General features: G+C 33.8%; 14 protein-coding genes. 8 read left to right on the top strand and 6 right to left on the bottom strand.

Going from position 1 to position 14,819, the window contains the following annotated elements; all coding sequences use genetic code 11:
* The first annotated feature begins 370 nt into the window (after positions 1-370).
* From MR053_RS00220 to MR053_RS00230, 3 genes are all read left to right on the top strand, one after another.
* Entirely contained in the window at positions 371-1,879 is a 1,509-nt protein-coding gene (locus MR053_RS00220) for a hypothetical protein (protein WP_242130532.1), read from the top strand.
* Between the two features lie 11 nt (positions 1,880-1,890).
* The gene (locus MR053_RS00225; protein WP_242130533.1) at positions 1,891-3,108 is read left to right on the top strand and encodes a hypothetical protein; all 1,218 of its coding nucleotides are present in this window, start codon (positions 1,891-1,893) and stop codon (positions 3,106-3,108) included.
* A gap of 113 nt (positions 3,109-3,221) precedes the next feature.
* The gene (locus tag MR053_RS00230) at positions 3,222-3,686 is read left to right on the top strand and encodes a hypothetical protein (RefSeq protein ID WP_242130534.1); all 465 of its coding nucleotides are present in this window, start codon (positions 3,222-3,224) and stop codon (positions 3,684-3,686) included.
* A 73-nt stretch (positions 3,687-3,759) separates the two neighbouring features.
* Here the strand turns inward: MR053_RS00230 and hemL are convergent, their stop codons facing one another.
* Genes hemL through MR053_RS00245 form a run of 3 tightly spaced genes read right to left on the bottom strand, consistent with a single transcriptional unit; the run spans position 3,760 to position 6,769 of the window.
* Positions 3,760-5,046 carry a glutamate-1-semialdehyde 2,1-aminomutase gene (gene hemL, locus MR053_RS00235; protein ID WP_242130535.1) on the bottom strand — a complete coding sequence of 429 codons (1,287 nt, stop codon included), beginning with the start codon at positions 5,044-5,046 and terminating at the stop codon, positions 3,760-3,762.
* Positions 5,047-5,050: 4 nt separating this feature from the next.
* A complete protein-coding gene (locus MR053_RS00240) occupies positions 5,051-5,857 on the bottom strand; it encodes a glucosaminidase domain-containing protein (RefSeq protein ID WP_242130536.1) in 807 nt (268 codons plus the stop codon).
* Positions 5,858-6,769, bottom strand: coding sequence for a 1-aminocyclopropane-1-carboxylate deaminase/D-cysteine desulfhydrase (locus MR053_RS00245; protein WP_242130537.1), 912 nt, complete (start codon positions 6,767-6,769; stop codon positions 5,858-5,860).
* Between the two features lie 209 nt (positions 6,770-6,978).
* Between MR053_RS00245 and MR053_RS00250 the strand changes: the two genes are divergently transcribed.
* The 4 genes from MR053_RS00250 (at position 6,979) to MR053_RS00265 (ending at position 10,558) form a co-directional block, all read left to right on the top strand.
* Positions 6,979-7,155 (top strand): DUF5522 domain-containing protein, encoded by a 177-nt coding sequence (locus tag MR053_RS00250; RefSeq protein WP_242130538.1) that lies wholly within the window; start codon positions 6,979-6,981, stop codon positions 7,153-7,155.
* A 157-nt stretch (positions 7,156-7,312) separates the two neighbouring features.
* A complete protein-coding gene (locus tag MR053_RS00255) occupies positions 7,313-7,879 on the top strand; it encodes a DUF4136 domain-containing protein (RefSeq protein ID WP_242130539.1) in 567 nt (188 codons plus the stop codon).
* 206 nt (positions 7,880-8,085) lie between these two features.
* Positions 8,086-9,846 (top strand): aromatic amino acid hydroxylase, encoded by a 1,761-nt coding sequence (locus MR053_RS00260; RefSeq protein WP_242130540.1) that lies wholly within the window; start codon positions 8,086-8,088, stop codon positions 9,844-9,846.
* A 19-nt stretch (positions 9,847-9,865) separates the two neighbouring features.
* Complete coding sequence (locus MR053_RS00265; RefSeq protein ID WP_242130541.1) at positions 9,866-10,558, top strand: CPBP family intramembrane glutamic endopeptidase; 693 nt, start codon at positions 9,866-9,868, stop codon at positions 10,556-10,558.
* 184 nt (positions 10,559-10,742) lie between these two features.
* Here MR053_RS00265 and MR053_RS00270 read toward each other — a convergent pair whose 3' ends face one another.
* Positions 10,743-11,492: an enoyl-CoA hydratase/isomerase family protein gene (locus MR053_RS00270; protein WP_242130542.1), complete on the bottom strand. Its 750-nt coding sequence runs from the start codon at positions 11,490-11,492 to the stop codon at positions 10,743-10,745.
* Positions 11,493-11,596: 104 nt separating this feature from the next.
* Here MR053_RS00270 and MR053_RS00275 point away from each other — a divergent pair, with 104 nt between their 5' ends.
* Positions 11,597-11,902, top strand: a complete 306-nt coding sequence (locus MR053_RS00275) for a rhodanese-like domain-containing protein (RefSeq protein ID WP_242130543.1) — start codon at positions 11,597-11,599, stop codon at positions 11,900-11,902.
* 147 nt (positions 11,903-12,049) lie between these two features.
* On the opposite strand, the gene MR053_RS00280 is transcribed toward MR053_RS00275, so the two are convergent.
* Together MR053_RS00280 and MR053_RS00285 are read right to left on the bottom strand one after the other, a co-directional pair.
* Positions 12,050-12,700: a response regulator gene (locus MR053_RS00280; RefSeq protein ID WP_242130544.1), complete on the bottom strand. Its 651-nt coding sequence runs from the start codon at positions 12,698-12,700 to the stop codon at positions 12,050-12,052.
* A 2-nt stretch (positions 12,701-12,702) separates the two neighbouring features.
* Positions 12,703-14,790: a tetratricopeptide repeat-containing sensor histidine kinase gene (locus tag MR053_RS00285; protein ID WP_242130545.1), complete on the bottom strand. Its 2,088-nt coding sequence runs from the start codon at positions 14,788-14,790 to the stop codon at positions 12,703-12,705.
* Between the last annotated feature and the right edge of the window lie 29 nt (positions 14,791-14,819).

Genomic DNA, 14,819 nt, shown 5'->3' on the forward strand with positions numbered 1-14,819 from the left:
AAGAAGTTCTATTTAAATAGAATCAGGTTTAGCTTTATAAATCCCTTGTATTATCATAATAAGTATTAAAACTCTTAAAGGACACTATTTTTTTATTATTTAATGATTTTTTATAATACCTATTGATTAATACATAGTAAATGTATTTATCCAAAACTACCTGAGTGAAAGTAGAAATGTTTGTTGCTCTAAAATCCATGATATAATTGTTTAAGTTCTTCTCTTTTACTTATTAACTTTAATACAAATTTGTTAAGTATTCTAAAGTTTTTAAATACAGATTTTAAAAAAAACTGACGACTTAATTTACAATATTATAACTATTCTTAATATATTTATTATATTATTACTGCAATAACTGACGATTAAAATGTATGATTTAAAAACTATAATTTCCACTTTTTCTAAAGATGACGCACAACGTTTTACATCATACTTAGAAAAAAAGAACAAACGACGGGATGCCAAAAACATACAATTATTCAAACTGCTAAATGAAAACAGTTTGAACTCAGAAGAAATTTGTTTAAAGCTATATGGCGATCAAAAAAAAGACGCTTACCACGCCCTTAGAAAGCGCTTGTTCCAGTCTATTATTAACTTTTCAGCCAATTCAAGTTTAGAGGATGAAAACTCCATACAAATGGAGGTCATAAAATACATTTTGGCCTCACGAAACTACTTGCAACAAAAGCAATATAAAGTCGCATTTAAAATTTTGCATAAGGCAGAAACCATTTCAAAAGAACATCATTTGTACCCTCTCCTTAACGAAATTTACCATACCCAAATCCAATACGCTTATGCATTTCCAAAGATTAAATTTGATGAAGTCATCAAAAAATTTAATTCAAATAGGGAAAACCATTTACTAGAAGACCAATTGAATATCGTTTATTCAAAAATAAAGCTAAAGTTAGCACAGGAAGACACTAGTGATTTACAAACCATCTTAGATAATACTTTGAGCGAGTACAATATTGACATTATTAGTCATCTATCATTTAAGACTTTATTTCAATTGATCAGCATTGTGTCTGTTTCTGCATTTGCCACCAATGATTATTTAAAAATAGAATCTTTTTTAATTGAAACTTACAACAAAATATTATCCTATAAAGATAAAGAAAAGCAACCTTATTACCACATTCAAATAGTATATCATATTGCCAATACTTTATTCAGAAATAAAAAATTTATTGATTCAGAAGCTTATTTGTATCAAATGCATGAACTTATGCTTCAGTATAGAAGTAAATATTATAATACCTTTAAGCTAAAATATAATTTATTATTAAGCTTAAACTACAACTTTACCAATCGTCAAAATAAAGCCATTACAATCTTAGAGTCTTTTATTAATCAAAAATTTCAAGACACAGAATCTGTCTTGGACATCTATTTAAGTCTTGTAATGTATTATTTCCAAAAAGGAGAACTTAAAAAAGCACATTATCTATTTTTAAAGTTCTATCATTCTGATGCTTGGTATTCTGAAAAAGCTGGCAAGGAATGGGTTATAAAGAAAAGTTTGATTGACATTTTATTACATATAGAATTAAACCATATAGACTTGGTAGAATCCAGACTGTTGAGTTTTAAGAGAAGTCATTTTAAATACCTTAGGAGTATTAAGCAAGAGCGTGCCATAACCTATGTAAAATTGGTGGAGTATTATTATAAACATCCAGAGCTTATAACCACAGAAACGTTTAAGGATAAGGTAGAATCTTCATTCGAATGGATTAGCTCACAAAAAGAAGATATTTTTGTAATGAGTTTTTATGCCTGGTTAAAAAGCAAAATGGAAAAACAGAACTTGTACAAGGTTACTCTTAAACTTTTTAATAATACCGAAACCATTCCATCAAAACTTTAAGTGTTTTACGTATGTTAAAAAATTTAATTTGGTTTCTTTTTTGTTGTTGCCATACCGTATTACTGGCACAAAAAACCGATAGCCTATCCTTAAAGAATGGTATTATAAAGTCTAATATTTTGGCGACACACCATTTTGGCATTTTTAGCTCTAGAATTGAACAAAATTTTAAAATCGCTTCACCACAAAAGTTTATACTTTCCTTTAATTATACAAGTGGCAACACCTTCCATCCTTATGTTGAAGCCTATTTCCCTAAAGACCTAGAAATTAGAAAACAATTGAGCCAAGTGACTTGGTATAATCGAAATTTTAATTTTATAGATCAAGAAACCACCCCAGCCGATTACATGAATATTGTTATTGATGCCGTGATTAAAGAGTTTAGGGCCAACCTTAACATTCCTATTTCAGAGCATCACGAATTTGGTATTTCATTACGCTCCTACCTTATTACAAAAGGCAAGTATCCATTTTCATTTTTCACAAGTGATGAAAGCATAGAATGGTTTCATAGCCGCCTTTGGGGAGGCGAAGACCCCTATGGCAGGCGGTATTACGGTTTAAACCAAGTGAATTTTGAGTACGCCGACAGAAAAGGGAACACCCTTAAACTTGGCAATAACGATTTTTTTATTGGCGGTGTCGAACTCAGCCATTACTACTATCCCTCATTCCTTAAAACCCCATCAAAACAATTGTACTTCAATATTGGCAATCATCTAGGCATCAATACCTCGAAGTTTAATCCGTCGATAGATTACGGACTTTCCTTAGGTGGTGTTAAACGCTTTTTACTTAAAAACAAAAACGAATTCAATGTCGGGCTAGGTTCCAATGTGTTATATAAAAATGTTATTGATTTTGGCGAAGTTGTCGATTTAGGAAACAATAGATTCTTAGCAGCTATTGAAGCAAATATAGAATTCACAAAATACACCCAAAAACATAATTTTCATGCTTTTAGTGTGAACTATCACATTCAATCAAGATATAACAAACTAAAGGAGGCCGATTATTACAAATTACTTGGCCAATGGAAAGAGATAAACGGTGGCTGGCAACATGGTGTAGAAACACTTTACAAGGCTTTATCCAATTGGACCTTTATTTATACTTATGGTAGGCCAAAGTTAAAACTGTCCTTATTCTTTAAGGAGGACTTTCTAGTTAACAACGCTCCTGATTTTCAAACTGGTGTTGGTTTGCAAATACCATTTTACAAATAGTTATTTCAGCAATTCAACTTCAAACGATCGTTAAAAAAGCGTTAAAAATCAGATTGCTTTAAACTATTTCACCTTTTAAATGTCATACACATAAACAACTTAAAATTTAAAAGATGAAAAAGTTTTTATTAATCGCCTTAGCAATAGCTTCACTTCAGGTTGTAGCTCAAGAGCAAAAAAAGGAAGGGCCAAAGTATCAAGATAAAATGATGAAACTATCGGCAGAAGAGATGGCAACCTTGCAGACCAAAAAAATGACCTTGCATTTAGATTTAAATGACAAACAACAAAAAGAAATCTACGTCATAAACTTAGAGAACGCAAAACTTAGAAAAACACATATGGAAGCCCGGAAAGCCAAGCGGCAAGCTGGGGAAAAACCATCTCAGGAAGAGCGAGTTTCCATGATGAATGCACAACTTGATCGTAAAATTGAGATAAAGAAAAAAATGAAAACCATTTTAAGCGAAGACCAATTTACCAAATGGGAAGAAGCTCAAGCTAAAATGGCACACAAAAGAAAATCTGGCATGAAAAGCAAAGGTGATAGAAGAGGAAAAAAAATGCAAAAACAATAATATTTTAGTTTAGTTGATTATAGTTTGTTGATGAAAAGCGCATTTCTATATAATTGAAATGCGCTTTTACTTTTTATATGGCCTTAGACACTTTATCAACTGCATTAATGGTAAAATCTAAATCTTCATAGGTTAAAGCATCACTAATAAACCAAGTTTCAAAGGCACTTGGAGCGATATACACACCTTCGTTTAGCATCCCATGAAAGAATGTTTTAAAGGTATCATTATTTCCCTTAGCCGCAGAACTAAAATCAATAACTTGGGCAGCATCAAAATGTACGGATATCATAGACCCAACTCTATTTATGGTATGCGTAACCTTATTTGCCTTCAAAACGTTTGCAATGCCTTTATGTAAATAGGCTGTTTTATCTTCCAAACGGTCAAACATATTGGTGTCGTTATTTATTTCACTAAGCATGGCTAAACCAGCCGCCATAGCTAATGGATTTCCACTTAAAGTCCCTGCCTGATACACAGGGCCAACTGGCGCTAGATAATTCATAATTTCGTTTCTGGCAGCAAATGCACCAACCGGCAAACCACCACCAATTACTTTTCCAAAACAAGCAATATCTGCCTTAATACCAAATCGCTCTTGAGCACCTCCTTTAGCCAATCGAAATCCTGTCATGACCTCATCAAAAATTAAAAGAATACCATTAGTATCACACAAATCTCTCAACGCTTGCAAAAAACCTTCTTTAGGAGGCACACAGCCCATATTTCCTGCAACGGGTTCGATAATGATACAGGCTATTTCACTTTTATTGTTTTCAATTAATTCGGCTACATGGTCTATATCATTATACCTAGCCAAAAGTGTGTCCTTTGCTGTACCTTGTGTTACTCCAGGACTATTTGGAACTCCAAAAGTACTTGCACCGCTACCCGCCTGAATCAAAAACGAATCGCTATGTCCATGATAACAACCCGCAAACTTTATAATTTTTTCCTTTCCCGTAAAACCTCTAGCCAGCCTAACAGCACTCATGCAAGCCTCGGTGCCAGAATTCACAAATCGAATCTTATCAATATTAGGAACCATTGAAACAGCCAACTCGGCTATTTGTGTTTCTATCTCGGTTGGAGTGCCAAACGATGTTCCTTTTTTTGCCTTTGCAACAACCGCATCTACCACAGGTTTGTATGCATGCCCCAAAATCATGGGTCCCCAAGAATTGATATAATCTATTAAACGGTTTCCATCTTCATCATAAAGATAAGCCCCTTTGGCTTCTTTGATATAAATTGGAGTTCCCCCAACCCCTTTAAATGCCCTAACTGGTGAATTCACCCCGCCAGGAATTACTTTTTCAGCTTGAGCAAACAATGCGCTACTTCGTTTATAAATCATAATATTATTGTACTACTAAGGTTTGACCAATACTAATGATATTATCTTCCAAACCATTCATTTGTTGAATAGCCTCTACCGTAGTATTGTATTTTTTTGAAATAGAATATAAGGTATCTCCCTTAACAACAATATGCTTAATTTTGGCTGTTGTATCCGCTAACAAATAATCCTCTACAACACTACTTTTATTAAGCACTTCTTTATCATATTCATGGAGATTATAACGTTCAATCAAACTAATGAGCTTTTGCGGATACTTTCTATCGGTTGCATATCCTGCGGCCTTTAGTCCTTTTGCCCAACCTTTATAATCGTTTGTTTTTAACTGAAATAAGTTAGCGTAACGCTTGCGCTGGGTCAAGAAAAGTGAATGGTCTCTAAAGGAATACTTGGCATCGTTATACTTTCTGAAACATTCTTGCAATCTATCATCATCGTGATATATTTTTTTACCCGTCCAATCATGACATTTAATTCCAAAATGGTTATTAGCTTCTACTGAAAGCCGTCCTCTACCCGAACCTGATTCCAAAATACCCTGAGCCAAAGTTATACTTGCAGGTATACCATAGAGCTCCATTTCTGTTTTAGCTACATCCTTATAAATATCGATATACTCTTCTGTAGTACTGGCATAAGTTTTAGAAACCTTCGGCGTTTCAACTACTTCTTTAACTCCACTAGACTCAGGTTTAGGGGATATTCTTGTTTTTCGTTCTATTGTGGGCTTTTTAGCTACGACTCTTTTTTTAGAGCCACAACTAAACATAAAAATACTTATTAAAAATAGGGCTAAAATACGCTGCATTTAAATTTCGATTTGTGGTAAATTCTTTTTCTTTAAATAGTCATTCATTCCTTTAACTCCTTGCAATCCTCCAGTATGGATAGCTAAAATTTTTGAACCCTCAGGAAAAAATCCTTTACTAATTAAATCCATAACGCCAAAAAGCATCTTTCCTGTATAAATGGGATCTAAAGTGATTCCATAATCCTTTTTGAAACCATTGATAAATTCCACCAAGTCCAAATTTATTTTGGCATATCCTCCAAAGTGGAAATCTGTGATTAGGCCCCAATTCGATTGCGTTACAAATTTACAAATATCTTTATGTAAAAAAGAACCTTTTAACGCTGGAAAACCCAAAACTTTTTGACTAGGTTTTGAACAATTGATTATCCCTGATATTGTTCCCCCAGTACCTACGGCACAACAAATGTAATCAAAATCAAAATCTGTCTCTCTCAAAATTTCCTCACACCCCTTAACCGCTAGAGCATTAGTCCCTCCCTCTGGAATAAAATAGAATGTCCCAAATTCCTCCTTTAATTCCTTCAAAAAAGTTTCGGCTGTTTTAAGTCTGTAAGTTTGTCGAGACACAAACTTAAATTTCATCCCACATTCCTTGGCAAACATCAAGGTTGGGTTACGTTCTATTTTATCATACAATTCTTCCCCTCTAATAACCCCTATAGTCTTAAAACTCATTAACTTTCCTGCTGAAGCAACTGCAGCAATATGGTTTGAATAAGCCCCTCCAAAGGTTAACAAGGTCTGAAACCCTTTCTTACGGGCTTCTTTTAGGTTATATTTAAGTTTCCGAAATTTATTACCAGAGACAAACTCATGTAATAAATCCTCCCTCTTGATATACAATCGAACATCATTATTGTAAATATTGACAAATTGATTGACACTATCTTTTACCTTAAATATCATATTTGCGAAGATACTTTAAAAACCTCTAAACATAACTCCTGGTAATAGGCAGGTTTTAAGTTACTAATATTGAAATTATATATCTTCTTATGTAAAAAACAGCTTAAATTCAGTAATCACTTCGTTAGCCAATGTATTTTTTCATTTGTCCTTATGAATTTTCAATTGAAAAAATCACGTACTTTTGTTATAGATGAATTTAGACTCTCATGAAGAAGATAATCCCCATTGAAGCAGGTGATTTTTACTGGACACCTGAAGGCTATAGATGTTTTACTGAACAATACCACCTAAAGAGAGGCTATTGCTGTGAAAGTGGTTGCAGGCATTGCCCCTATGAATTCAATGCTAAGGCAACCTTAAAAAATAGCAATAACAAAACCTAAAACACAAGCACTTAGCACGATTCAACCATAAACTCTTGGTACGATTATTGATGTTATTTTATTAAAAAGTTGCTATAAAAATATTTTTTTGATAGTTATTGGACAGCGTTCTAATCACTAATTTTATACAACCATAAATAACCGTAAAAATTGTATTATGAATAGACTATTAAAAACATTACCGCTTTTAGCATTTTTAGTAATGCTATCTTCTTGTAGCTCTGTACGCGTTGCGGCAGATTATGACAAAGGAGCAAATTTTAACGAATACAAGACCTTTGCATTCTTTAAAACTGGCATTGACAAGGCAGAAATTAGTGATTTGGACAAACGTAGAATTTTAAGAGCCATTGAATCTGAGCTCATGGCAAAGGGCTTCACGAAGTCTGAAAATCCAGATCTTTTAATTAGTTTGTTTACAAAATCCCAACAACGAGTAGACGTCTATAACAATACCTGGGGCTATGGTTCCTGGGGTTGGGGCGGATGGGGTCCATGGGGTGGTTTTGGCCCTGGTTGGGGCTGGGGTTGGAACCAACCTTCTGTTTCAACAAGTACCCAAGGCACTTTATACATAGACCTTATTGATGCCAATAAAAAAGAATTGGTTTGGCAAGGAATGGGTACTGGATATTTAAGTAGAAATGTTGATAAAAAAGAAGAACGCATTAAAGAATTCGTTGCTGAAATTATGTCTAAATATCCACCTGGATCACAACAATAATATATAAAAAGCGACTGGTCACTGAGGCTCTCGAAGTGCAGTCGCTTTTTTATTGTTTAATTTTTTTACCAAACATAAATTTTAATAAAATTTAAATACCCTCCCTAAAACCAATCGATTTTTGAATAATATTTAAAATATTCTGTTTTTAATAGATTATTCGTATTTTTAGTATCCGTCATCACTATCAAAATTTAAGAAAGTTTATGCCCGACACTTTTGAATCGAATGCTATTCTTAATAGGCTTCCCAAGCATTTAAAACAATTTATTAAGCCTCAAAATTACGCCAACTATTCTGCGATAGACCAAGCCGTATGGCGTTACGTCATGCGTAAAAATGTGGACTTTTTAACCACAGTTGCGCATAAATCTTATTTAGAAGGTTTAAGACAAACTGGAATTTCCATAGACCACATTCCCAATATGTATGGTATGAATCGCATCTTAAAAGAAATTGGTTGGGCTGCTGTTGCCGTTGATGGATTTATACCTCCCAATGCCTTTATGGAATTCCAAGCCTATAACGTATTGGTGATAGCCAGTGATATTAGGCAATTGGAACATATTGAGTATACACCTGCTCCCGACATTATCCATGAAGGTGCGGGACATGCTCCCATAATTGCCAATCCTGAATATGCCGAGTATTTAAGACGTTTTGGTGAAATTGGCTGTAAGGCGATCTCTTCGGCTAAGGATTATGAATTGTATGAAGCCGTTAGGCATTTGTCCATCATCAAAGAAGCACCAAACACACCAGAAGCAGACATCACTTCTGCAGAAAAAACAGTAGAGGAACTTCAGCAAAATATGGGCGAACCCAGCGAAATGGCCCTTATACGAAATTTACACTGGTGGACCGTTGAATATGGGTTAATAGGTACCATTGAAAATCCTAAAATCTACGGTGCTGGATTGTTATCGTCTATTGGTGAAAACGCTTGGTGCATGACTGATGCTGTAAAAAAATTGCCTTACACCATCGAGGCTACCTATAAGGATTTTGACATCACTAAACCACAACCACAACTTTATGTAACTCCAGATTTTGCCCATTTAAGTTTGGTTTTAGAGGAATACGCCAACACCATGGCCTTGCGATGTGGTGGACTTTCAGGAATTAGAAAACTCATTAGCTCGAAAGCATTAGGCTCTATAGAATTAAGTACAGGGCTTCAAATTTCAAGTGTATTCACAGATGTAATTGAACACAACGGTAAACCTATTTATATTCAAACCAGTAGTGAAACGGCTTTGGCCTACAGGGAAAAGGAATTGGTAGGTCATGGTACAAAAACCCATAAAACTGGTTTTGGTTCACCTATCGGAAAACTGAAAGGTATTAATTTGGCCATCGAGGATATGAGTCCACGTGATTTAGCCGCCTATCATATTTATGAAGAACGCACTGTTACTTTGGAATTTGAAGGTGGCATTAAAGTATCGGGAGAAATTATTACTGGCAAAAGAAACTTACAAGGCAAAATCATTCTGGTGAGTTTTAAAAATTGTACCGTAACCCATGGCGATACTATTTTATTTAAACCCGAATGGGGAATTTACGACATGGCTATTGGTAAGGAGGTGGTTTCGGCATTTGCCGGACCGGCCGATTTAAATAGTTTCGATTTAATAACCCATGTGCCTTCTACACAGACCATACATGTAAAAAAATCGGCTAAACAATTGGAGCTTGAACGTCTTTACCAACAGGTAAGGGACTATAGAGAGGGTCAAAACAGAACAATTTCCAGAACCAAGGTTTTGGAACAACTCATTGAAAAACACCCCAACGATTGGTTATTGCCCCTAGAACTCTATGAATTGGCCACCAAGGGCAATGAAAAAACCTTGTCTAGTAGTATTTTAAGCCATTTGGAAACCATAAAACAAAATAGACCCGAGGTTGGTAAACTGATTGATGATGGATTGGTCATTGTTGAAAAAAACACCGTTATACGTTAGTTATTTATCATTGAGGAAAATGAATAAAATAAAATCAATAATAGCTTTATCCATTATCGTCTTCATTCCATTTGGATTGATGTTATGGATTAGAAATCATCAATCAACAGGTTTTGCAAGTATTGAGCTTATTACATATCCTTTACTATTTGGAGGATTGAGTATTGTAATATTAATGTTAATTAAAAAGTTTTTTCTAAAGGAAAAGCTATCCGATTTTAATTCAGGAAATGGAAGATGGACTACTGATATTGGTTGGGGTTTCATTCTGACCATTATCTATTTTTTCCTATTTTACCTAGGACGACTGACACTGTCTAGTATATTACAATTTAATCCCAATATGGAATTATTAGGGTTAATGCTTGATATGAGGGAAAGCCCTCTCCTTCTGTTTATTTGGTTTGGACCTGTTCTTTGTATTGGAATTGCTTTGTACGAAGAACTTATTAGGGTATTTATCTTAACCAGCTTATGGAAATGGTCTGAAAGGTTTATCTGGACAATAGCAGTAATTTTTATTTCTTCAATTATTATAGGTTTAGCTCATTGGAGCCAAGGTTCATACGGAATGGTAACCATTGGAATTAAAAGTCTGGTAAGTGGCTATTTCTTTTTAAAAAAGAAACGACTAATGCCTCTTGTTTATGCTCACGTTCTTTATGACGGAATTCAAGTTGCAATGTTGTTACTCACTTATCCCGACCAATAAAAGAGTTAAACAATAAAAAAATGGCATACAACACCGGTAACCGTTGCGAAAGTCCTTGATTTTAAATAAAAAAACTCATTTTAAGAACGTTTTGTGTTTTTGTACGTTATCTTAAAAATGGACAAAGGCCAATAAAACAGAATTTATAACGTGACTAGTCCTAAAATAAAGAGCAACAATCAAATCATTTAAACCGCTTCAACCTTTCCTTTGTAAATTTACTGAGTACCAATTTCCCACTTATTTTAGCACGTTCCAAAAGCAACGTATCCCAATGCGATGTACCTTCCCAAAATACCTGTTTTATTTGTTGTAAAGCTTTGGGGTTGTATGTACTTAACTTTGTAGCCAAAGTTTTAACGGTTTCATCTAAGGCTTCAATAGAGTCATAAACCCCGGCATATAATCCTTTTTCTTTTGCCCATTGTGCACCATAAAAAGTTTCAGCATTAATAGTCATTTGCGACATGGCTGCCTTTCCTATCTTTCTGGAAACTGCAGGCTCTATTACAAAAGGTCCTATACCTATGCTTAGTTCACTTAGCTTAATAGAGGCGAATTGGGTCGCTAAGCAATAATCTGTTGCGGCCACCAAACCAACACCTCCACCTACAACTTTACCCTGAACTCTACCTATGATGAGTTTTGGACAGAGACGTATGGCATTTATAACATTAGCAAAACCCGAAAAAAATTGGGTTCCTGATTCCATATTTTCAATCTCCACCAACTCCTTAAAGCTAGCTCCCGCACAAAAGGTACGGTCACCTCCACTTTGTAAAACAATAACTTTTATGACCTCATTAGCGCCAGCTTCAACAATGGTTTTTTCCAGTTTCTTAAGATTTTCAGTGGGCATGGCATTTTGCTCGGGGTGAAAAAACTCAATATAACCTACTTCATCTTTTATATTTAGCGTTACGTAAGGCTGCATGTTGAAATCGATTCTTTGGGTTGAATATACATAAAAATATCAGTAACTCTTGTTACACACCATTAATAAAATTAAAATGAACTTTGCCTAAACAAAATAAAACTATGGGTTTACTAAATTTATTATTTGGCAATAAAGAGAATAACATAAAAGATTTTAAAGCCAGAGGCGCAATCATTATCGATGTCCGTACACCTTCAGAATATAAGCAAGGTGCTATAAAAGGCTCAAGAAATATCCCCTTACAGGTCATTGAATCTAAAATAGAGGAAATAAAAAAACTCAATAAACCCGTTATTACATGCTGTGCTTCCGGCATGAGATCGGCCAGTGCAGCTTCAGTATTAAAAAAATACAGTATTGAGTCTATAAATGGTGGTGGTTGGATTGCCTTGAAAACTAAGCTGTAATTTAGTAAAGGACGCCTTATTAAACTAGAAAACATTAGTTTCCTTCGACATAAGAAGTCTAACTAATGTATTTTCTTTGATTAATAGCATTACAAATATATGTACTATTTAGACATATTGAATCAATAGTATGTTAACTTATTGTCATTATATCAGTTTATTTCGAATGGCTTTTTGAACAGCCTCTAATTTATTGTGCACTTGTAATTTACTGTAAATATTTTCAATGTGCTTTCTAACAGTACCTACTGATAAAATAAGGTTGTCTGCAATTGAACTATAGCTTAACCCTTTACTTAATTGCTCTAAAACATCAATTTCCCTAGCGGTTAGCTTTACGGTTTCCAGCTCTTGTTTATTACTTAAATCTAATGGATTCCGCAATAGCTTCAACGTTTTCATAGCTATTGAAGGCGTCATAGCTGCCCCGCCCTTAATTGTTTCCATTATACCTTTATACAAATCCTGTGCATTGATTTCTTTCAACAAATAACCATCGGCTCCAGCCTGTATGGCCTTAAAAATATTTTCATCATCATCAAAAACCGTAAGCATTATTATTTTTACATGAGGATATTTTTCCTTTACTTTTCTGGTTGTTTCAATACCATTCAACTCTGGCATTTCTATATCCATTAAAATTATATCAATAAGGTGATCATTGTTGAGTTTTTTTAGCAATTCAGATCCATTTAGGGCAGTATACTTTAGGTTTAAATTGTTAAAAAAAGAAAGCTTTTCAGCCACCACATTTATTAAGAACGAATTATCATCTACTATGGCAATTCTAACATCCATAATTATACAGTAAATAGTATTGAGGTTCCCTTACCCAATTCACTACTAACAATTAGTTTTGAATTTATCTCATTGGCACGTTTCTTCATGTTATTTAAACCATTACCTTGTTTGACTTCACTTAAATCGAATCCTTTGCCATCATCTAAAATCTCTATTCTTAAACGGCTACCTTCTTTACCAATCGACACTAAAACTGTTTTGGCTTTAGCATGTTTAATGGCATTATTTACTGCTTCCTGTATGATTCGGTAAATATTCATCCCTTTTACAGATATAAACTGTATATCGTTTAGCAAATTGTCATCTATATTAAATTCAAAATGTACACTTGAAGATGCACTTGCTTTTTCAACAAAATTCGAAATACGGATCTGCAAATCCTCTAAAGTAATCTCACTTTTATTCATGGCCCAAATGGTATCCCGCAACTCGTAAATGGTTTCTTTTGTAAATCCGCTGATATTTTCCAGCTTGTTTGTAAGCTTTTCATTAGTAATCTTAAAACCGTATTGTAAATTTTCTATGGAGGAAATAATAAAGGTAAGTTGTGCCCCAATATTATCGTGTAAATCTCTTGAAATTCTTAAACGCTGTTCTTGTAATTTGTTTTGGGTTTCAATCTTGATTAAGGCTTCTTTTAATTCGCTTTCTTTGACCAATTGCTGATTTTTAAGTTTTTGTTGTTTATAGAGCAAAAAGCCCAAAACTGTAATTAATAAAGCCAATAGTATCAATCCTGTTAATTGGGTGTTTTTTTTATTAAGGTTTAATTCTTTTTCAGCTAAAATAGCGCGTTGTTCTAAAATCTCTTTTTCTTTTTTTTCCGTTTGATATTGTGTTTCTAGTTCATTGACTTTATTTTTAACATCTGAAGACGAAATAGAATCGGTTAAAGCATAATATTGTTTATGGTACTCCAGAGCTTTTTTAAAATTGTTTTGTTCACTATGCAACAAACTTAAAATAAGTAATGTTTCTTTCTGCACATAACTGTTTTCACTATTCTTGGCCATTTCATACCCTTTTAATAAATGCTGCTCTGCCAAATCAAATTGTTTATTATAGCGGTAAGAATCTCCAAGATTAATCCTTGCTGTCATTTCTTTATTGGTATCATGACTTTTTATACTCGCCTGTAAAGCACGCTTCCCAAATTCTATTGCCTTTCCATAATTCCTTAAAGAATTTTCCACTAGAGCCAAATTTATATAAGCATTGTTCCTTCCATTAATATACCCTCCTTTTTCACTTAATGATAATGCGTTTTCAAAGTAATGCTTGGCTTCTTTTAATTTAAAAGAATCTTTATTCTCTACCCCCAAATTCCTCTGGCTAACCCCTAGATTTAAATAGGCTCCAACAATATCTACTATATTTCCAATTCTTTTTTTGATTTCCAGTGATTTTAAAAAGTATCCTTCTGCCTTTTTATAATCTTTTAAATCAATGTAAACCAACCCAATATTATTATAAGACTTAGCTAAACTTAATTCATCGCTTGTTGCTTGGGCAATTTTTGCAGACTCAATATGCATTTGTAAGGCGCCTTCAAAATCCCCTAAATACGCTTTACAAATGGCTATATTGTTATAACATCGCGACTGGGTATCGACATCTTTGTCTTCAATTGAAATGGTCAATGCTTTTTTAAATTCCACCGATGCACCATTATAGTTAGATTTATAGAAAAATAGTATGCCACGGTTAATATAAAGTGATTTTTTGAACTCTTTATTATTAATACTAGGTATTAATTTTTCAGCTTCATTAAAATAATATTGTGCCGAATCAAGCTTGGACTTATCGGTAAATGCTTTTCCCATCCCCAATAACCCCTTTATTTTTAAAGTATCGTTTTTTAAAAATTCAGCACAAACTTTAAGCTTTGTAAAAGCCGAAACCGATGAATCTATATTGACTGTTAAATATGCAGCTCCAATGTCATACAGTAAATTACATTTAACAACTTTATTGGATTCCGACTGGTATTGACGATTAAGACTGTCCAACTCTTTAGATTTGTCTTGAGCCGACAAATGCAGAATGCTAAAAATAATTAAACACTTAAAAACAATTAACCTCAACATAAACAGATGTTAACAACTCCCCCTCAAGA

It is taken from the genome of Aestuariivivens marinum (assembly GCF_022662175.1).
Lineage (GTDB): Bacteria > Bacteroidota > Bacteroidia > Flavobacteriales > Flavobacteriaceae > Aestuariivivens > Aestuariivivens marinum.

What these genes read in the sequence shown, in the direction of transcription:
- MR053_RS00285 (WP_242130545.1), bottom strand. Translation starts at nt 14,790, where the DNA reads ATGTTGAGGTTAATTGTTTTTAAGTGTTTAATTATTTTTAGCATTCTG.
- MR053_RS00255 (WP_242130539.1), top strand. Translation starts at nt 7,313, where the DNA reads ATGAATAGACTATTAAAAACATTACCGCTTTTAGCATTTTTAGTAATG.
- MR053_RS00230 (WP_242130534.1), top strand. Translation starts at nt 3,222, where the DNA reads ATGAAAAAGTTTTTATTAATCGCCTTAGCAATAGCTTCACTTCAGGTT.
- MR053_RS00275 (WP_242130543.1), top strand. Translation starts at nt 11,597, where the DNA reads ATGGGTTTACTAAATTTATTATTTGGCAATAAAGAGAATAACATAAAA.
- MR053_RS00260 (WP_242130540.1), top strand. Translation starts at nt 8,086, where the DNA reads ATGCCCGACACTTTTGAATCGAATGCTATTCTTAATAGGCTTCCCAAG.
- MR053_RS00220 (WP_242130532.1), top strand. Translation starts at nt 371, where the DNA reads ATGTATGATTTAAAAACTATAATTTCCACTTTTTCTAAAGATGACGCA.
- MR053_RS00245 (WP_242130537.1), bottom strand. Translation starts at nt 6,769, where the DNA reads ATGATATTTAAGGTAAAAGATAGTGTCAATCAATTTGTCAATATTTAC.
- MR053_RS00270 (WP_242130542.1), bottom strand. Translation starts at nt 11,492, where the DNA reads ATGCAGCCTTACGTAACGCTAAATATAAAAGATGAAGTAGGTTATATT.
- hemL (WP_242130535.1), bottom strand. Translation starts at nt 5,046, where the DNA reads ATGATTTATAAACGAAGTAGCGCATTGTTTGCTCAAGCTGAAAAAGTA.
- MR053_RS00225 (WP_242130533.1), top strand. Translation starts at nt 1,891, where the DNA reads ATGTTAAAAAATTTAATTTGGTTTCTTTTTTGTTGTTGCCATACCGTA.
- MR053_RS00240 (WP_242130536.1), bottom strand. Translation starts at nt 5,857, where the DNA reads ATGCAGCGTATTTTAGCCCTATTTTTAATAAGTATTTTTATGTTTAGT.
- MR053_RS00250 (WP_242130538.1), top strand. Translation starts at nt 6,979, where the DNA reads ATGAAGAAGATAATCCCCATTGAAGCAGGTGATTTTTACTGGACACCT.
- MR053_RS00280 (WP_242130544.1), bottom strand. Translation starts at nt 12,700, where the DNA reads ATGGATGTTAGAATTGCCATAGTAGATGATAATTCGTTCTTAATAAAT.
- MR053_RS00265 (WP_242130541.1), top strand. Translation starts at nt 9,866, where the DNA reads ATGAATAAAATAAAATCAATAATAGCTTTATCCATTATCGTCTTCATT.